Genomic DNA, 17,939 nt, shown 5'->3' with positions numbered 1-17,939 from the left:
CTTGCTGCGCTGCCATGGCCCGCCTGTTCATCGCCGTGGAAGTGCCGCCCGCACAGGCGGCATGGCTGCTGTCGACCCTTCCCGCCGCGCACGGCGTGCGGGCCGCCGCGCCAGCGCAGGTCCACCTGACCTTGCACTTCCTGGGTGAGTGTCACACGCCAGGCGAACAACTCGAAGCCGCGCTCGGCAGCATCGGCGCGCCTGCCTTCGAACTCTGTGCATTCGGTACCGGGCGCTTTCGCAGCGGCCAGGGTTCGGTGCTGTGGGCAGGCCTGGCGCCCGGCCCTGGCCTGGATGCGCTGCGCGCCTTGCATGCCGATGTCGGCCACGCGCTGGCGGACAGCGCCGGCATCACGCCGGAGCGGCGGCGCTTTCATCCCCACCTGACGCTGGCGCGCTGCAAGCCGTCCGTGCCGGAAAGCGTCCTGCGCGCCTGGCTCGATATGCACGGCACGCTGGCCAGCGTGCCGTGGCGCGTCGCGCGGCTGGTGCTGTTCGAAAGCCGGCTCGGCCCGCAAGGCCCGCAGCATCTGGTGCGTCAGGCATGGCCGCTGACGCAGGCCGGCCCTATGCCAGGTTGCTGAGCCCCAGCGCCACGCCCAACCCGCACAGGGCCGAGCCGATGGCGCGGTCCAGCAGCCGCTGGCGCCGCAGCATCGCCGCGCGCAGCGCCGGTGCGGTGAAGACGCAGGCCACCAGGCTGAACCAAGCCAGGTGCGCCACTGACATGAATCCGCCATAGGCCCACTGCACCGGCACCGGCGTGTGCGCATCGACGACCTGGGTGTAGGTGCTGACCACGAACAGCGTTGTTTTCGGGTTCAGCGCATTGGTCAGAAAGCCCATGCGCAGCGCCGCCAGCGGTTTCAGCGTGCCGGTTCCTTGGAGGTCCACCGCCAGGGCGTCCCGCTTGCGCAGCGTCTGGACGCCGATCCACACCAGGTAGGCCGCCCCCAGCATCTTCACCACCGTCAGCACGCTGTGCGCGTGCGCCATCAGCAGCGCTACCCCGAACATCGTATAGAGCACGTGCACCTGCACCCCCAGCGCGATCCCGAGCGCGCTGAGCAGGCCGGCGCGCCGGCCATACAGGTAGCTGTTGCGAGTGACCATGGCGAAGTCCGGACCGGGACTGACGACGGCCAGCACGGTCACGGCGGCGACTGCGAGGGATTCGGCGATTGGGGGCATTTTCTGTCAGTTTATGTTGCAATTATCCGGAGATCGCCACCTCTGGCGATCAAAGCGTACCCAATTCTGCGTGCCAAAAAGCGCCGCCACAACCGATATATACTCGCGCAATTCCGTGAGAAAAACTGACTGATGCACTGGCTGGGCTGGATCCGATTCTTTGAGGCCGCGGCGCGCCACGAGAGCTTTGTCCGGGCGGCGCAGGAGCTGCACCTGACCCATGGCGCGGTCAGCCGGCAGATCCGGCAGCTGGAGGACACGCTGGGCGTGGCGCTGTTCGAGCGGCGCAACCGCGGCGTCTTCCTGACCGAGGCGGGGCGCACGCTGTTTGCGGCCGCCACGCAGTCGATGGAGGTGCTCGCCGGCGCCGCGGCGCGCATCCGCACGCAGCCGCCGGGGCGGGCGCTGGTGCTGTCGTGCGAGCCGACCATCGCCATGCGCTGGCTGATCCCCCGGCTGCCGCGCTTTGCCGCGCGGCACCCGGACATCCCGCTGCACCTGATGGCTGCCGGCGGTCCGATCGATTTCCCGCGCAGCGGCGCGGATCTGGCGCTGCGGCGCAATGACTTTGCCTTCGATGCACGCTGGCATGCGCGCGAGGTGGCGCAGGAACGGGTGGGGCCGGTGTGCCGGCCCCAGCTTGCCAAGGGCGCGCCCGTGGTGCCGGCGCGGTTGCATACGCGCACGCGGCCCGAGGCGTGGCAGCGCTGGCAGGCCGTGCGTGCCGATGCTGCCGGGGCGGTGCCGTTCGACGGCGACGCCTGGTACGAGCACTTCTATCTCAGCCTGCAGGCTGCGGCAGCGGGCTTGGGCTGGGCCATGGCCTCACAACTGATGGCCGCCGACGAGATTGCCGACGGCCGGCTGGCGGCGCCGTTCGGTTTTGTGGCCGATGGCTCGGCCTATCACCTGTTGTCGCCCGCGCCGTTTGAGCACGACACGCGCCGGCTGGTGCTGCTGGCATGGTTGCGTGAAGAGGCGCAGGCGACGCTTGGCGGGCTGCCGCCAGCGTCCCTCGAGGCCTGAAAGCGGCGCGCGCGCTACCCCTCGGAAGTCTGTGCTCAAGTTCCGCCACAGATTTGCCGAAGTGAGGTCATGAGTCTTGCCCGGTATTGGGCAGGCGCTTAACATGCGGCGCGCGGCCAGCAGGCCGACACACCCGATTGCCCCCGATTGCTCCCATAGCCGGTCATCCCAGCCATTGCAGATGTTGCGTGAATCCATGAATCAGCACGACGCCTCCGGGCCAGCCGAACCCGGTGCCGAATCCGACATTGAGCCGTTGGATGAGCGCTATCGCCTGACGCACAACTCGCAGATCGGCACGGTGCTGCGCGACCTGTCGTGGCAGAAGTGCATGCTGAGCGTGCGCACCCGCACCGCGCACCAGTTCGTCACCTCGATCCTGCATGTCGACCCGGTCAACCGCACCTTCGTGTTCGACTGGTGCAATGCGGAGCCCGAGCGGATGTCGCTGATGACCTCCGAAGAGAACGCGTTCTCGGGACTCTTGCGCGGGGTGCCCGTCAACTTCGTGGTGGGCCAGCCGGCCGCCACGCGTTACGAGGAAGGCGCTGCCTTTGTGGTCGAGTTTCCGCAGAAGCTCTACCACTTCCAGCGCCGCCGCCATTTCCGCGCGCGCACGCTGGTGACCAAGGGCTACCGCTGCGAGATGCAGATGCCGGACAAGACCGTGCTGGGCCTCGATATCGCCGACCTGTCGCTGTCGGGCGTGGGACTGCGCTCGAAGACGGTCACGTCCGAGCATCTGCCGGTTGGCGCCACGGTCGCCAAGTGCCGGCTGGACTTCCGCGAGCTGGGCAAGCTGGAGCTGGACATGCAGGTAGTCGGGCACTGGCTGGTGGGCCATGACGACAGCGCCATCCACCACTTTGGCTGTGCCTTCGTCAATCCGGACGGGCGCATGGAGAACTTCCTGCAGCGCCTGGTGTTCACGCTGGAACTGGCGCACCGGGGCTGATGCGCCGGCGTTGATGCCGCGGGAACCTGCGGCCCGTGCGCGCTGCGGCGGTATCAGGAACCGACCATCCGGCCGATCGCCGCCGCGGCTTCGCGCATCGGCGCCAGCAGCCGCGTGATCATGTCGGCTTCGGAGACACGCGCGGCGCGCACGCTCACGCTCAGCCCCGCCAGCACGATGCCCGAGGCCGAGCGCACCGGCACGGCCATGGCGCGCAGGCCGGGCTCCAGTTCTTCATCGACGATGACGTAGTCCACTTCGCGGGCGCGCTCGAAACACGCTTCCAGTTCCTGCCGCGAGACCTTGGTCTGCAGCGTGCGCGGGCGCAGTTCGGCATGCTCGAAAAAGCCATCCAGCACCGTGGCGGGCTGATGCGCCAGCAGCAGCCGGCCATTGGAGGTGCAGTAGGCCGGCAGGCGGCTGCCCATGCCCAGCGAGTAGTTCAGCACTCGCTGCACTTCGGAGCGCACCAGGTACAGGATGTCGGTGCCGTCCAGGATTGCCAGCGTGCAGGTCTCGTGGATGCGCGCGCTCAGGTTGTCCAGGATCGGCTGCGCCAGCGAGACCAGCGAGGTCGACGAGAAATATGCGTGCCCCAGGTGCAGCACGCGCGGGCGCAGCGCGAACTGCCCGTCCTGCTGGCTGACGTAGCCGAGTTGCTCCAGCGTATAGAGGCAGCGCCGCACCGAGGCGCGCGACAGCTGCGTGCGTTGCGCCACCTGCGAGATCGTCAGCGGGCGCTTGCGTTCCGAGAAGGCTTCCAGCACGGTCAGCCCGCGCGCCAGCGACAGCATGAAATTGGGATCGCCGGCAAAGCTGGCGAGCAGGTCGGCCTGGGGCCGGGCAACGCGGACGGTGTCGGCCTGGGCGTGGCCAAGACCGAGGGGGCGGAGGGCATCCATTGGAAGCGGAGTGGTCTGTGCGTGATGTTCGATAATCGCGCAATGTTAAACCGGCTGGGGGCAGAGGGCCAGCATTGGTTTCATGCTGCGCTGCATCAGTCCCGCCGCCGCTGGGTCGCCCGCTCGGCGATTTCGAACAGCGCCATGCCCGCCAGCACAGCGGCCGCAAGCGCAGCCCGAGGCTCTAATGCCGTTCAGTTAAGGTCTCAAGCCCTACCGTCATTCCCGCGCAGGCGGGAATCCAGCGTCTTTCGCGTCCCCTTAGGGGATGAAGTCACTGGGTTGCCGCCTGCGCGGGAACGACAGTCGCTAACGGAACGGCATTAAGCCCGAGGCTCGGATTTTAGGCGCGCCGTTGCGAAACCGGCGCCCAAAAAAAAGTCGCCGCTGGGGAGCGGCGACCGGGGAAGGTCGTCATTCAAGAGGGGTCTTGGTGACAGGCAAAGTATAGACCTTTGAATTAAGACATTACATACAACGTTGGTGGGGTACGGTTGGTGTACATTTGGTGGGTGCTTATGCTGGCCGGTTCAGAACGGTTTGCCCAGGTACAGATAGAAGCTGTAGGTGCCCGCCGCCGCGCGCCCATAGGCCAGGTAGAGCGGGCCCAGCGGGCTGTCCAGCGCCAGGAAGAGGGAGCCGGACTTGAGCAGCCCGGTCGGGCTTCCCGGCACCAGCGGGTCGCCCACGCGGCCCGCCTCCAGCGAAAAGCCGGCGTAGACGCCTTGCAGCAGGGTCTGCCGCACCAGCTTGTTGTAGTACACCAGCCGCGCAAACTGCATGTTGCCGCCCAGCAGCTGGCCGGTGGAATAGCCCGACTGCTGCAGGAAGCCGCCCCACTGGAACAGGTCATAGCGCGGCAGCTCCTTGCCGCCGAGATTGCCGCCGACCCTGAAGCCGAACGACAAGGTGTGGTCGCCGAACGAGTGGGCATAGATGCCGTCGGCCTGCGCCTTGACATAGGCCTGGTCGGCCCCCAGCCCTGGCTGCGAGGCGTAGATCCGCATCCCGGCGGAATAGCCGGAGCGCGGGAAGTCCACGCTGTCGAGCTGGTCGAAAAAGAGCCGCCCGGTGATGGCCCCGCGCCGGATATTGCCCGGGCCCGGCGACAGCGCCTCGGGGCCCGTGCTCAGGCTGGCATTCTCCGTGCCGGTCTGCACGCCCATGCGCAGCTCGCCGTACTTGGTGAACTGGCTGCCGGCGTCCAGTGCGATGTCAAAGCGGCGCAGGTCATAGGTGGCGATGCGCGTGCTGCCCTGGAAGATATTGACCGGGCGCCGCTCGATTTCGATGCGCGGCGCGATGAAGAAGTACTGGCGCGTATCCAGCGGCTGGTAGAACTCGCTGGTCAGGGCCGAGGTCTGGCCCACCTGCACATCGGTGCGCCATTCGCCGCCGAGCGCATTGAGCCAGGTGCGCCGGTAGCTGCCCACCAGGTTGAAGTACGCATCGCCGCGGAAGTCCGAGCTTAGCCCCAGCCCGAAGCGCAGGTAGTCGGGGCCGTACGATTTCTCCACCGCGTTGACCGCCAGCACACGCTTGCCGGGCTCTTCGAGGATGCTGTAATTGACATGCTCGAAGTCGCCGGTGCCGAACAGGCGGCGCATGTCCTGGTCCAGCGTGGCCTGGTCGACCGGCTGCCCGGGCCTGGTCCGCATCATCGCGGTGGCGTAGTCCGGGTTGACGCGATGCAGCGTCGCCAGCCGGATCTCATCCACCGGGCGGGTGTCGGGCGGCGGCACCGCCTGCTGCCGGGCGCGCAGTGCTGCGTATTGCGCCGGCGGCAGCGCCAGCGGTGCGAGGCGGTCGGCGACCTTGCGCGCGGCGGCCTCGCCGATGGGGATGGTGGCCGGCAGGTGGTCGAAGTCGGTCGCTGAGAAGTCGCCCAGCGCGGGTTCGATCAGCACGTCCGTGGGCAGCAGCGACGCCAGCGACGCGCGCACATTCTGCTCGGTCAGGATGTTGAGCATCTGGCCGGTGACGCCGATGATCGAGGTCAGCTCTTCGCGCTTCATCAGCGGCGTGCCCAGGTTCACGGCGATCACGATATCGGCGCCCATGTTGCGCGCCACGTCCACTGGCAGGTTGTCGGTGAGCCCGCCGTCGACCAGCAGCCGGCCCTTGTACTCGGCCGGCGCCACCGCGCCCGGCACCGACATGCTGGCGCGCATTACATTGGCCATCTCGCCCTGGCTGAACACCACCGGCGTGCCCGCCACCAGGTCCGTCGCCACCGCGCGGTAGGGAATCGGCAACTGGTCGAAATCCCGGAAGCCGGGGGCGTTGGCCAACTGGCGCAGCACGGTCTCAAGCTGCACGCCGGAGACCGCGCCCTTGGGCAGCAGCAGGCCGCTGGACTGCACGCCGATCTCCGGCGTGAGCAGGTTGGTGAAGTCGTCCTGCTTGCGGCGAATGGTCAGGTCCTGGCGCGGCGGCCGTTCCTTGAAGAGCTTGTCGGTGCTCAGGCCGCTGACCAGCCGCTCCATCTCGGCCGGTCCCATGCCGGTGGCATAGGCGCCCCCCACCAGCGAACCCATGCTGGTGCCGGCGATGCAGTCGACTGGGATGCGCATCGCCTCCAGCACCTTCAGCACGCCGATATGGGCCGCGCCGCGCGCGCCGCCGCCCGACAGCACCAGGCAGATGCGCGGGCGAGCGCCTGCGGCAGGCAGCGCAGTGGCGGACGCCGCGTGGTCGATGGCAGGGGAGACCGCCGGCCCTGCAGGGGCGGGGTCTGCAGCCATCACCATGCCGCCAGCCAGGGCCAGGGCCGCAAGGACGAACAGGTCGCGCAAGCGATGGGAGGGGGCAGCCTTCATGGCTCGGTCGGGTTTGCAGTCCGGCAAGGGTGGACTGCCGCGGCGGGAGGTCCGGCTATCTTCGGGCAAAACGTGGCGCGCCGGTCCTGTGCCTGCCATCCGGCAAAAACAATTCATCACGCGCCTCGGAAGCATTCAGATCGGCGCGCCGCCCTGCTGCGCCGTACACTAGGATGGACAGAGGCAAGGCGGTTGGGGACTGCATGTACGGTTATTTCTTTTGCCAGACCGCCGCGGGGCAGCTCACGCTGATTCCCCGCGAGAAGGACTGGATGCTGATGCTGGGCAATGGCGTGATGGGGCGATACCCCGATGCCCAGTCGGCGGTGGATGCCCTGCACGGTGGCGCATTGCGCGTGCAGGGGCGGTGCATCGATGCCAGTGCGCTGGGCGTGCCAGCGCGCGCGCACGACTGGCTCTACCATGTACTGAGCCGCTGACGCGGCGCACCGGCGGGCAGGCTGCCCCGCCAGAGGGGGAATCGCCATGACTGCCCTGGTCGAGTGGACGCGCGAGCATACCTGCCGGCTGTTTCCGATGTCGGCCGAATACCGCCGCGGCTTCAGCCCCGACGGCGACAGCCAGGTGGAAGTCAGCTGGCAGGCCGAGCCGGCCGGCTCGCCCGGCCGCTGCCGCGTGAGCGCGGCGCTCTTGTTCGAGCAGAGCGTGATCGATGCCGTCTACCTGGCCGATGCGCCCGAACTGGCCCGCATCGGCGCCCGCCTGGCCAGCCTGGTGTCGCGCTGGCTGGCCGAGGATGACATCGCCTGCCTGTCCGGCACGGCGCTGGTGATCCCGGTCGGCGACGTGCTGCTCAGGCACTGAGGGGCGCCACCCCCATCCGGGGCGGTGCCGGCATCGGCGCGCGGGCCAGAATATACTGGTGGCTGGTCCGCCATTGCGCTGTCTGCGCGCTCAGCAAGTGTCTCAAGTGCCCCCCGGTTCTTCCCCCGACGATCCCCGCCCCGTGCCGCCAGAGCGGCCCGGCGACGATGAATGCTGCGGTTCCGGCTGCGATCCCTGCATCTTCGATTACTACTACCAGGAGATGGACCGCTACCGCGAAGAACTGCGCGCGTGGGAAGCGCGCCAGGAAGCGCGCCACGCGGAGGATCCGGCAAGTTGAGCGCGCCGCAGCAACCGTTCCCTGCGGCATCCGCGCTGTTTGATTTCGTACAGCGCCACCCGCGCCTGTTCGTGCTGACCGGTGCCGGCATCAGCACCGATTCCGGCATTCCCGGCTACCGCGATTCACGCGGCCAGTGGCAACGCTCGCAGCCCATCACGCTGCAGGCCTTCCTGGGCTCGCACGCTGGGCGCCAGCGCTACTGGGCGCGCAGCATGCTCGGCTGGCCGGTGGCGTGGCAGGCGCGGCCCAATGATGCGCACCATGCGCTGGCGCGGATGGGTGCGCACGGCCGGCTAACGGCGCTGGTCACGCAGAACGTCGACGGCCTGCATCAGCGCGCCGGCAGCGAGGGCGTGATCGAACTGCACGGCAGCCTGGCCAACGCCATCTGCCTGGACTGCGGCGCACGCCATGACCGCGCCGGCCTGCAGGACTGGCTGCTCGCGCAGAACGCCGCGCTGCGCGACGTGATCGCCGAGCCCGCCGCCGACGGCGACGTGCATTTCGAATCGCCGCTGTTCGCCCAGTTCCGCGTGCCCGAGTGCGGGCGCTGCGGCGGCATCCTCAAGCCCGACGTAGTGTTCTTCGGCGAATCCGTGCCGCGCCCGCGCGTCGATGCCGCGCGCGCGGCGCTGGAAGCCGCGGACGCCATGCTGGTGGTCGGTTCGTCGCTGATGGTCTATTCCGGCTACCGCTTCTGCGTCTGGGCCGGCCAGATGGGCAAGCCCGTGGCTGCGCTCAACCTGGGCACCACGCGGGCCGATGCGATGCTCGCGCTGAAGGTGGAGGCCGGCTGCGCACCGACGTTGCATGCGCTGGTGTCACGGCTGGAGCGGGGCGCATCAGAACCCCGTTAACGCGACCGCCGCACAGGCATAGCATCGCCAGATTGCTTCTTCGAAGTCTCCGCTTCCCACCATGACCGCAGACCGCCAACGCCCCGTCAATGCCGCGCCCCCGGGCCGCGGGTTGCCATGTGTGCGTCGCCAGCCTGCGTTCACATCTGTCGCGCCGCCGCCGGTCATTGGCGGTGCGCACCCGCCGCCGCCGCGCGGCTGACGGGCACGCCCTCCAGCCTCACTTAACTCCGGTAGTTCCGCATCCGTGTGCCTGCGCGCACGGCGGCCGCACGCCTGTGCGCGCCTGCCACCGTGCCTGGCCGCATGCCGATGCGCATCGCCGGAGCCTGCCAAGCTGACGACAGATGACATCCATGACGACCGACAAAGACTGCGCGGCGCAATTCGACGCCGCCACCGGCACGCGCACCGCCACCACCTCCGCCTGGGCCACGCCCCTCTTCGTGCTGCTGTGGAGCAGCGGCGCCATCGCCGCCCGGCTGGCGCTCGACCACGCCACGCCCTTCGCCCTGCTGACGCTGCGCTTCGCACTGGTCTGCGCCGTGCTGGGCGCGATCGGCCTGGCCAGGCACCGCCTGCTGCCGCCGCGCGGCGAGCGGCTGCACACGGCCCTGACCGGCCTGCTGCTGATCGGCGGCTATTCCGCCTTCTACTTTCTCGCGCTGGACCACGGCATGACACCCGGCGTACTCGCCACCGTGCTCGGCGCCCAGCCGATGCTGACGCTGCTGCTGACCGAGCGGCGCTTCAGCGCCGTTCGTTTGGGGGGCCTCGCCCTTGCGCTCGCAGGGCTGACCATGGTGGTGGCGGACAGCCTGCTGCTGGCCAGGCTGTCGCTCGCGGGCGTGCTGTGCGCGCTGGCATCCCTCGCCAGCATGACCGTCGGCGCGATCCTGCAGAAGCGCATCACGCGCGCGCCCGCCGAAGTGCTGCCGCTGCAGTACGGCGCGAGCCTGGCGGCCTGCCTGCTGTGCCTGCCGTTCCAGCCCTTCGCCTTCGATGCCTCGCTGGCTTTCGCTGCGCCCCTGCTGTGGCTGGCGCTGGTCATCTCGATCGGCGCGACGCTGCTGTTCTACCGACTGATCAGGGCGGGCAACCTGGTCAACGTCACCAGCCTGTTTTACCTGGTGCCGGCGGGCACGGCGGTGCTTGACTACTTGCTGCTGGGCAACGGCATGGCGCCGCTGGCGATGGCGGGGATGGGGGCGGTGCTGGCGGGGTTGGGGGTGGTGTTTCGGGGTGGCGACTGAACGCCATAAGAGAGTCGCGTCGTATCCCGGCCAGCCCAGGGCGTGGCGCAGTTCTGCGCCTGCGGAGCCGTTCTGTGATTGCACCGGACATGGTTATCAGAGCGCGGTGTGAAGATTCGCTCATCAAATCGTGAAGCAAATTGCAGATTATGTATTTTGTTTTTTTAAATAAAAAACATATTGAAAAATCAAAATCTGCAGAGCATTTTAAATCATAGTAATTAATTAATAAATTTTTGTGGATATTGGATATAATTTTGAATTATTTTATTGTTAATTGTGTGCCTGATTAATAAGCTGGTTGGGCAGTGATCTTGCTGCGCTTACAAGGAGTTGTCATGAAGAAGATTTCGCTTGAACCCAGCCTGTCATTTCAGTCGAACGATGCTTACAACAACGTCTACTCCGCGCCGATGATGCCTCGCCAGATCTGACGCATTGGCCCCGGCGTTGGAGTAGCCCCGCTGGGGCCGACTGTCCATAATCATCTGTTTTGGAGGTGGAAAATGACGCCTTCTGTCTTTCTTCGCGTGATAGACGGCAAGCTGGTGCTGTGGAACTACGTAAGTCATGAGCAGTTCGAGATTGATCTACAGCACCTGACCAGGCTGCTACAGTTATCAAAAGGAGAGGCAGCGCGTGATGACGCCATTGATTTAGCGTTGCAGGCCGCCGGCTGTACGCAGTGGGCCGATCCCGGGAGCTGGGGATGGGATTGCCTTTCTCGTATGTTCCACGTCGGAACGCAGATCGGCTTGCGGTGCGATGAGGCGCTCCCGGAAGAGGACGCTTATCGCGGCTACGTTGAATACTGCGCTTCCATCGTAAGCAAGATTCCAGAGTTGAAGGTTGAGAGGGACGGTCACGTTATTGCTTTGCCGCGGACAGACTTGAGCCGCATCGGTGAGGCCACTTTGCAAAACGTGCTGCGCAATCGGAAAACTTGTAGGGATTTCGACGGATCCCCGCTCCATGTGTCCGAGGTTGCTATGGCGCTCTGGGCAACTTTCGGTACCGTCCACGGGGACACCCGGGGCGATCTGGAAGAGCTTGGCCTGATGCCAATCGGCTATCGCAGGACGTCTCCGTCTGGTGGGTCGCTACACCCCAGCGAGGCTTACCTCGTGGCGATGAACGTCGACGGAATCGAACCTGGCATCTATCACTACCGTTCTCACAAGCACGAGTTAAGTCTCATACACGACAGCTTCCAGAGGAGCATGCTTGGGAGGCTGCTGTGCGCCCAAACATTTGCCAGCGACTTGTCCTATGGGATCTTCGTGACATCCCGCTTCGACAAGATGTGGTGGAAGTACCCGCACTCTCGTGCTTATCGTGTCGCTTTGCTGGATATAGGCTGCCTCGCGCAAACGTTCCAACTTGTCTGCACTGCACGCGAGATTCAGTCATGGCTAACCGGCTATTTCATCGATCACGAGGTAAATAAGCTTCTTGAACTAGACACGGATCGGGGATCTGCCATGTTCTTTCTGGGTGCCGGTAATGGCTATGGTCCGGTGGCGCGTGAGGCCCTGCAAGCTGTACGCTGCTTGTCCGCGAAGGAGCATTGATGCGCTTGCTAGCGGCAAAACCGGGGCATGACGGCAGCCTGGCATACGTTGTCGATGGGCGATTGGCATTCTCGGTCGAGGCAGAGAAGGACTCAGGCAGGCGCTATGCGCCTTTGGATTCTTCAAGCATTGTGCATGCACTGGAGTATGTCTGTGGAGTTCCCGATGCGTTGGTTATCAGTGGATGGGCGACAGACTCGGATTTCGCGGGCCGCTCCGTGGGAGGGGGATACTTTGGGCTCGAAGATCCTCAGAGTTCGCATGTCTCGCTGCTAGGGCATCGAATCCGACTTGTCACCTCTTCGCATGAGCGCTCTCATCTGCTATGCGCGTATGCACTCGCACCGTATCCTCAAGGGCAGCCGTGCTACGCGTTAATCTGGGAAGGGCGCATAGGGTCCTTCTATGAGATTGATGGAAGCATGGGGATTACCCACCTTGCTGAGACCATGGTGGCGCCCGGCATTCGCTATGCCTTTACGTATGCAGTTGCGGATCCGTCATTTTCGTTGGGCCCGGGGCACGTCCGTCTGGGCGACGCGGGGAAGCTGATGGCCTTGGCAGCATATGAAGATACGGTAGAGCCCGGACCTGAGGAGCGGAGATGGGGCCGCGGGCTCTGGGAAATCGGTCTATCGTGGCTGCACCGTTCCAACGGTCGATGCTGGATCGATTGAACGCAATAAAGAAGCGAGAGTCCTTCAGGCCGATTGCTCCAGTTTGTCTTGAAGAGGATATGCGAGCGCACTTCGACTTGCCATATCCGAGCCCCTATATGCTGCATTTTGCAAGAGTGAGATCACCGTACTTGGATGCGACGACGCATGTTGATGGTTCGGCTCGAGTGCAAACAGTCAATGCGAGGCAGAACCCCAGCCTGCACCGGCTCCTTTCCTCCTTCAAGGCGGTAACCGGAGTCGGCGTACTGTGCAACACCTCGCTGAATTTCAACGGCGCCGGCTTTATCAATAGAACTTCTGACCTTGTCGCCTATGCGTCAGAGACTGGCCTGGATGGCTTTGTCATTGATGGCACGTTCTTTAGACGGGATTCAGACCGGATGTGAGTTGACGGATGAACAAGCGCAACCTTACTTCGGTGGCGGGGTACAGGCCCCTTGTCGCAGCACGCGCGATCAGCGCCATTGTTCTTTGGCTGGATTTCACGCTGATCTTCTCTCTGCTTTCCTTTCAATGGCGTGCCGAGGCCATGGTCGTCGGATTGGCATCTGCGCTGTATGGTCTTCCCGGACTGATTGTGGGGCCATACCTCGGGTCATTGGCAGACCGAAGCAACCCAGTTCACATGCTAATCGGCAGCTATCTGGCCCGCGCCATCACTTCAGGGCTGCTTATTTTTGCCCCGAACGTTCACATCTTTGTTGTCCTGGTGCTCCTCAAGGGCTTGGCCAATGTTGGCGCCATGCCTGCAGAGCAAGTGCTTATCCGTAGCATGCTTAGCAGAGAGCAGGCCGTGGAGAATGCGGGCATCATGTCAGCAGTCGATCAACTCACCAAGATTTCGGCTCCGCTGGTTGCGGCGACCATGACAGGCTTGTTTCGACCGGAATCGGGATTGTGGTTGTCGACAATTCTCGCATTCTTTGGAATCGGATGCCTGTGTTGGCTACTGCCTTGCTCGCACAAGGTTGATGCGACGCGCCGCGCCGCGGGTAAGGCAGGTCAATTCGGCGCTCTATTGGCCCTATTGCGCGAGAACATCCAATTTCGGTTTGCGTTCTTCTCTGTTGTGCTTCTCAGCGCGGTTCTGGGGCTCTACGATCCGCTGCTGACCTTGTTCTTGAGGGGACAAGTCATGCCGGCATCTACCTTCGGCCTGATAGTCAGCTGCACAGCTGGAGGGGGACTCTGCGGGGCGTTGATATTCCGAAGGGTCTACGTCCGCCATGGGCAACGCTTGGCCGCCACAGGCCTGGCCGGTTTCGGGCTCACAGTCTTGTTGCCGGGCATACTCGCAAGCCAGGACGTAGCTATTCCGGCTTCGCTTCTGCTTGTACTTTGGGCACTAAATGGCTGCTTCTATGGATTGAGTGCAATGAGCTTTGGCGTCGCAGTTCAGCAGCAGTGTCCTCAGGAGTACATTGGCAATATCAGTGCTGCTGCAAGAAGCGTGCAGTTGGCGGCTCTTGTGCTCGGCCCGCTTCTCGGCGCGTCAATGGCCCAGCGGCTAGGGATCCCCTTGGTATTCGTGACCAGTGGAAGCGTCGCTGCGATTGTTGGACTGCTCTTGGTTGCCCGCTCTCGGCAGAGTCCCACACACGTTTCCGCCACAAGCGGTTCCGCAGAAGGTCCATGAAGGAGTGTGCAATCGGACCGAGCGATAGTCGCGACATTGCTCATGCAAGAACGCAAGGACCGGCTCAAGTTGGCGCCATCTACGACGTGTTCGACGCACAGTACTAAGCCCGTAGCAGCGGCCACCGATTGTAAAACTTATGGCCCAGAATCCTTGCTGGTCGTAGTGAGCATCAATGTCGTATGGACAGCCCAGCAGGGCTACCAGCCGATGGAGATCCGGAATTGTCAACAGCTCTTCCGGCATGGCAGCCTCGGGCGGCCTTTGCGATCCGACATGCATCATTGATTGCCTCAGCCGGACTTGCGCGGCGCTGTTCGGCGTTAGGGCGAACTGCTTCGAAAATGGATGCAATGCAATGTGGCCGAGAACGGCTACAAGCGATTACCCCCAATAATCGACTCCGGCTTTGTCCCAGGGGCCAAATGGAAGAAGTTCACATTCTTCTGTACCCGCCGACAGCAGACTTTGATGTAGGTCAGTACCCGGACGACGTGCCCCGGGCTATGCCTACCGCTGCTTCACCTCCACCCGTACCTCATCCTTGCCCACGGTGATCGCCCCGGGCTCCACGTCCTTGCCCCCGAAGCGCAGTTCCTCGGGCTTGAACGTATAGACCGGATAGTCCTTCAGCAACTGCTGCGCGACCACGGCGCCGATGGCGTTGAGCTGTTCGCGGTATTGCCCCATGCCGGCGACTTCCACCTGCTGCACCGTCGGGTTGTCGAGCAGCACCGCGCGCTTGGCCGGGTCGTAGCGTACGCCGCTGTTCAGTGCCAGTTTGCCGTCCACCGGCGGCGAGGGCAGCAGGGCGTTGGTCAGGCGTGCGTCGACGTGGGTGGTGATGCGGTTGTTGGCTTCGTCCAGTACCAGCCGGGGGTGGCTGAGCTGCACGCTGACGACTTCGGCGTAGCGTAGCGTGGCGGGAAAACGCTTGTCCAGCGCTGTCTGCAGTTCCTGCCGGCTCAGGGAGTATTCGCCGGTCCAGAGGTTGTAGCCGGCAAATGCCGAGGACGCGCCAGCGGTGATGCAGGCAGCGGCAAACAGCAGGGAGGGGTTCAGACGCATGTGGCGGATCGGGCGCGCCTGTAGGCGGCGCCTTGGATGGAGTCAGCCTGTCAGACCGCGCTGGACGGGCCGCGTTCCGTCACATCGGCAACGGCGCCGCATGGCGCTGGCCGTGCCGGTCAGTAGTGCGGCGGGATTTCCTGTTGGGGGTCGGCTTCGGCCGCGGTGGTGGTGGCGCTGCGCACCTGCTGGTACAGCGCGCGGAACTGCTCCTGCAGCAGGTCGATCTGCTGCTGCTGGCGGGCCACGGTGCTGTTCAGGGTATCAAGCAGGTCTTCCTGGAAGGCGAGCTTGATTTCGAGTTCGTTGATGCGATCGTCCATGGCTAGGTTTCTCCGGCAGGCGGCGCATTGTAAGCCCATACGCTCAAGGGGCGCGCCGCTGCCGGGAAACCCGCGTCAGGTCTTGCTTACTTCGGTGCCGTCAGCAGCATCCACATGATGCCGAAGCGGTCGGTGACCATGCCGAACTGTTCGGCAAAGAAGGTCTTGTCCAGGGGCATCACTACCTGGCCGCCTTCCTTCAGGGCGTTAAAGGCCTTTTCTACTGCGGCCTTGTCGGGGTAGTTGATCGACAGGCCGAAGCCCTGGAAGTTGGGCTGGTTCGAGCAGCGGCCGTCAGAGGCCATGATGATGCTGTCGCCGATCTGGAATTCCAGGTGCATGACCTTGTCTTCCGTGCCGGCGCCGGGCTGGCAACCCGGGCTGGCCTTGTCGGCTTCCGGGTTTTCCTTGAACGTCATCCGCATGTTGACCTTGGCGCCGAGGGTCTTCTTGTAGAACTCGACCGCTTCATCACAACGGCCTTCGAAGAACAGATAGGGCTGGACTTGCATGACAACTCCTGTAAGTGAGCCGCCGCCTGGGCGGCCCGTGGATATCGGCATGGCGCGCGCATCAGGTGGCGCGCTGGCAACTGGCGGACGCTCTTGTGTACGCCGTCCACAATACCTTAGCAAAGAAAATGGACGATGTCCACATCAATCGAGAGGACCGTGGCCGGGGCGGGAGTGCGGGCGCGATGCCCACGGTACTGCACTAGAATGGCCGCGACCTTGCCAATCGCCAAACCTTTCGACCTGCCCGGCCCAAACGGAGTTGCCTTGCGTTACGAACTGACCGACCTGCGCCTGTTCCAGGCCATTGCCGATGCGCAAAGCCTGTCAGGTGGCGCTTCGGCCACGCACATCACCGCTTCGGCGGCGAGCTACCGATTGAAGAACCTGGAGCATGCGATGGGCACGCCACTGTTCGTGCGCACCGCGCGCGGCATGGGGCTGACGCCGGCCGGCGAGACCCTGCTGGTCCATGTGCGCGAACTGCTGCTTGGCGTGGAGCGCATGCATGGCGAGGTGGGGCGCTTTTCCGCCGGGCTGAAGGGCAATATCCGGCTGCTGGCCAACAGCAGCTCGCTCAACGGCTTCATCATCCCGAGCGTGAGCCGCTTCCTGCTGGCCAATCCGGATGTGAACATCGACCTGGAGGAACGCGCGAGCCAGTCGATCCTGGCGGCGGTGGCGGCGCACGAGGCCGACGTCGGCATCCTGGCCGGAGATTTCCAGAGCCGCGGCGAAGCCACCGGCGTGCGCTCGGTGCGCTACGCGCGCGACGAACTGATTCTTGCGGTGGCCGCGGACCACCCGCTGGCGCGTGAGCCCGAAGTGCGCTTCGGTGCGGCGCTGGCTTTCGACTTTGTCTGCATGAGCCGCGCCAGCAGCAACTTCCTGTTCCTGCGCGACATGGCGCAGCGCGCGGGCAAGGGACCCAACGTGCGGCTGCATGCGCACAGCTTCGATGCGGTGTTGTCGCTGGCAGAGGCCGGCGTGGGCGTGGCGCTGGTGCCGCGCAGCGTGGCGGCGCAGGCCCTGCGCGAGGCGCGCGTGGTGGGGGTGCGGCTGGCCGAGCCGTGGGCATTGCGCGAACTGAACCTGGTCGTGCGCGCCGACGGCAAGCTGCCGGCGTTTGCCGAGGCGTTCGCGCAGTTCCTGTTCAACGATCCGCGCGTCGTGGCCACGCGCGAAGGCGGCGCCGTGCTGGCCACGGCGCCCTGAGCCCTGCCGCGCTTCAGCGCTTGCGGTTCAGGAAGGTGGCCATGTGCTGCTGCGGCTCGCCGGTGTCGAAGGCGCTGCCGAACTCGGTCACGCTGTGGTTGATCGAGACTTCCAGCGGCGCATCCTCCCACTCGCGCAGCAGGCGCTTCTGCTGGCGCACCGCGACCGGGCCGAAGCCGGCCAGCAGCGCGGCCACGCGCTCGACTTCCAGGTCCAGTTCCGCCAGCGGCACCACGCGGCTGACCAGGCCCCACTGCAGCGCCTCGGCTGCGTCGGAGATCTCGCCCGTCAGCAGCATCCATGCAGTGCGCGCATTCCCGATCAGGCGCGGCATCAGCGCGGCGTGGATCACTGACGGGATCCCGACCTTCACTTCCGGCATGCCCAGCTGCGCGTTGTCGGCGGCGATGCGGATATCGCACGCCAGCGCCAGCTCCAGCCCGCCGCCCAGGCACCAGCCCGGCATGCGCGCGATCACCGGCACCGGCAGGTGGCGCACCGCGTCGCACAGGCGGCGCAGGCCGCTGATGAAGATCTCGGCGCTGGCGCGGTCCAGCGCGGCCATTTCCTTGATGTCGGCGCCGCCGACAAAGCCCTTCTCGCCCGCGCCGCGCAGCACCAGCACGCGGACCGCGTCATTGCCGGCCAGCGCTTCGATGGCGCGCGTGAGCGATGCGATCACCGGCGTGCTGAGGATATTGAGCGAGCCCGCCTCGCGGATGGTGACGGTGGCGATGCCGCGCGCGTCGATCTCGACGCCGGCGTGCGCTTCTTGCTGAAGTGCGCTCATGTCGGTCCCTGT

At 65.1% G+C, this 17,939-nt stretch carries 19 protein-coding genes; 12 read left to right on the top strand and 7 right to left on the bottom strand.

Going from position 1 to position 17,939, the window contains the following annotated elements; all coding sequences use genetic code 11:
• Nucleotides 1-14: 14 nt before the first annotated feature.
• Nucleotides 15-584 carry an RNA 2',3'-cyclic phosphodiesterase gene (gene thpR, locus ACREYQ_RS29385; RefSeq protein WP_432261479.1) on the top strand — a complete coding sequence of 190 codons (570 nt, stop codon included), beginning with the start codon at nt 15-17 and terminating at the stop codon, nt 582-584.
• On the opposite strand, the gene ACREYQ_RS29380 is transcribed toward thpR, so the two are convergent.
• Nucleotides 568-1,191, bottom strand: a complete 624-nt coding sequence (locus ACREYQ_RS29380; protein ID WP_432261478.1) for a LysE family transporter — start codon at nt 1,189-1,191, stop codon at nt 568-570. The two genes, thpR and ACREYQ_RS29380, sit on opposite strands and share 17 nt — an antisense overlap.
• 132 nt (nt 1,192-1,323) lie before the next feature.
• Here ACREYQ_RS29380 and ACREYQ_RS29375 point away from each other — a divergent pair, with 132 nt between their 5' ends.
• Together ACREYQ_RS29375 and ACREYQ_RS29370 are read left to right on the top strand one after the other, a co-directional pair.
• A complete protein-coding gene (locus ACREYQ_RS29375) occupies nt 1,324-2,217 on the top strand; it encodes a LysR substrate-binding domain-containing protein (RefSeq protein WP_432261477.1) in 894 nt (297 codons plus the stop codon).
• Between the two features lie 181 nt (nt 2,218-2,398).
• Nucleotides 2,399-3,172 carry a flagellar brake protein gene (locus ACREYQ_RS29370; protein WP_432261476.1) on the top strand — a complete coding sequence of 258 codons (774 nt, stop codon included), beginning with the start codon at nt 2,399-2,401 and terminating at the stop codon, nt 3,170-3,172.
• Between the two features lie 53 nt (nt 3,173-3,225).
• Here ACREYQ_RS29370 and ACREYQ_RS29365 read toward each other — a convergent pair whose 3' ends face one another.
• Nucleotides 3,226-4,074, bottom strand: coding sequence for an IclR family transcriptional regulator domain-containing protein (locus tag ACREYQ_RS29365; RefSeq protein WP_432261475.1), 849 nt, complete (start codon nt 4,072-4,074; stop codon nt 3,226-3,228).
• A gap of 530 nt (nt 4,075-4,604) precedes the next feature.
• Nucleotides 4,605-6,893 carry a patatin-like phospholipase family protein gene (locus tag ACREYQ_RS29360; protein WP_432261474.1) on the bottom strand — a complete coding sequence of 763 codons (2,289 nt, stop codon included), beginning with the start codon at nt 6,891-6,893 and terminating at the stop codon, nt 4,605-4,607.
• Between the two features lie 203 nt (nt 6,894-7,096).
• Between ACREYQ_RS29360 and ACREYQ_RS29355 the strand changes: the two genes are divergently transcribed.
• The 8 genes from ACREYQ_RS29355 to ACREYQ_RS29320 all read left to right on the top strand — a co-directional run bounded on the left by ACREYQ_RS29355 (nt 7,097) and on the right by ACREYQ_RS29320 (nt 14,019).
• Nucleotides 7,097-7,333 (top strand): hypothetical protein, encoded by a 237-nt coding sequence (locus tag ACREYQ_RS29355; protein WP_432261473.1) that lies wholly within the window; start codon nt 7,097-7,099, stop codon nt 7,331-7,333.
• A 46-nt stretch (nt 7,334-7,379) separates the two neighbouring features.
• Nucleotides 7,380-7,718 (top strand): hypothetical protein, encoded by a 339-nt coding sequence (locus ACREYQ_RS29350; RefSeq protein ID WP_432261472.1) that lies wholly within the window; start codon nt 7,380-7,382, stop codon nt 7,716-7,718.
• A gap of 106 nt (nt 7,719-7,824) precedes the next feature.
• Entirely contained in the window at nt 7,825-8,019 is a 195-nt protein-coding gene (locus ACREYQ_RS29345; RefSeq protein ID WP_432261471.1) for an oxidoreductase-like domain-containing protein, read from the top strand.
• Complete coding sequence (locus ACREYQ_RS29340) at nt 8,016-8,879, top strand: NAD-dependent protein deacetylase (RefSeq protein WP_432261470.1); 864 nt, start codon at nt 8,016-8,018, stop codon at nt 8,877-8,879. The genes ACREYQ_RS29345 and ACREYQ_RS29340 overlap by 4 nt, the downstream gene beginning before the upstream one ends.
• Nucleotides 8,880-9,235: 356 nt before the next feature.
• Nucleotides 9,236-10,132 carry a DMT family transporter gene (locus tag ACREYQ_RS29335; RefSeq protein WP_432261469.1) on the top strand — a complete coding sequence of 299 codons (897 nt, stop codon included), beginning with the start codon at nt 9,236-9,238 and terminating at the stop codon, nt 10,130-10,132.
• A 506-nt stretch (nt 10,133-10,638) separates the two neighbouring features.
• Nucleotides 10,639-11,703 carry a SagB family peptide dehydrogenase gene (locus tag ACREYQ_RS29330; protein ID WP_432261468.1) on the top strand — a complete coding sequence of 355 codons (1,065 nt, stop codon included), beginning with the start codon at nt 10,639-10,641 and terminating at the stop codon, nt 11,701-11,703.
• A gap of 637 nt (nt 11,704-12,340) precedes the next feature.
• A complete protein-coding gene (locus ACREYQ_RS29325) occupies nt 12,341-12,769 on the top strand; it encodes a carbamoyltransferase C-terminal domain-containing protein (protein WP_432261467.1) in 429 nt (142 codons plus the stop codon).
• An 8-nt stretch (nt 12,770-12,777) separates the two neighbouring features.
• Complete coding sequence (locus ACREYQ_RS29320; RefSeq protein WP_432261466.1) at nt 12,778-14,019, top strand: MFS transporter; 1,242 nt, start codon at nt 12,778-12,780, stop codon at nt 14,017-14,019.
• A 510-nt stretch (nt 14,020-14,529) separates the two neighbouring features.
• Here ACREYQ_RS29320 and ACREYQ_RS29315 read toward each other — a convergent pair.
• The 3 genes from ACREYQ_RS29315 to ACREYQ_RS29305 all read right to left on the bottom strand — a co-directional run bounded on the left by ACREYQ_RS29315 (nt 14,530) and on the right by ACREYQ_RS29305 (nt 15,922).
• Nucleotides 14,530-15,087, bottom strand: coding sequence for a DUF1439 domain-containing protein (locus tag ACREYQ_RS29315; RefSeq protein WP_432261465.1), 558 nt, complete (start codon nt 15,085-15,087; stop codon nt 14,530-14,532).
• 119 nt (nt 15,088-15,206) lie between these two features.
• Nucleotides 15,207-15,410, bottom strand: a complete 204-nt coding sequence (locus ACREYQ_RS29310; RefSeq protein ID WP_432261464.1) for a SlyX family protein — start codon at nt 15,408-15,410, stop codon at nt 15,207-15,209.
• 86 nt (nt 15,411-15,496) lie between these two features.
• Nucleotides 15,497-15,922: a VOC family protein gene (locus ACREYQ_RS29305; protein WP_432261463.1), complete on the bottom strand. Its 426-nt coding sequence runs from the start codon at nt 15,920-15,922 to the stop codon at nt 15,497-15,499.
• A 267-nt stretch (nt 15,923-16,189) separates the two neighbouring features.
• On the opposite strand from ACREYQ_RS29305, the gene ACREYQ_RS29300 reads away from it, so the two are divergent.
• Entirely contained in the window at nt 16,190-17,137 is a 948-nt protein-coding gene (locus tag ACREYQ_RS29300; RefSeq protein ID WP_432261462.1) for a LysR family transcriptional regulator, read from the top strand.
• Nucleotides 17,138-17,150: 13 nt separating this feature from the next.
• Here the strand turns inward: ACREYQ_RS29300 and ACREYQ_RS29295 are convergent, their stop codons facing one another.
• Nucleotides 17,151-17,927 (bottom strand): enoyl-CoA hydratase, encoded by a 777-nt coding sequence (locus ACREYQ_RS29295; RefSeq protein WP_432261461.1) that lies wholly within the window; start codon nt 17,925-17,927, stop codon nt 17,151-17,153.
• Nucleotides 17,928-17,939: the final 12 nt, after the last annotated feature.

This window comes from Cupriavidus sp. TMH.W2, from assembly GCF_050847365.1.
Classification (GTDB): Bacteria; Pseudomonadota; Gammaproteobacteria; order Burkholderiales; family Burkholderiaceae; genus Cupriavidus.
This window is presented reverse-complemented; position numbering and strand designations above follow the sequence as displayed.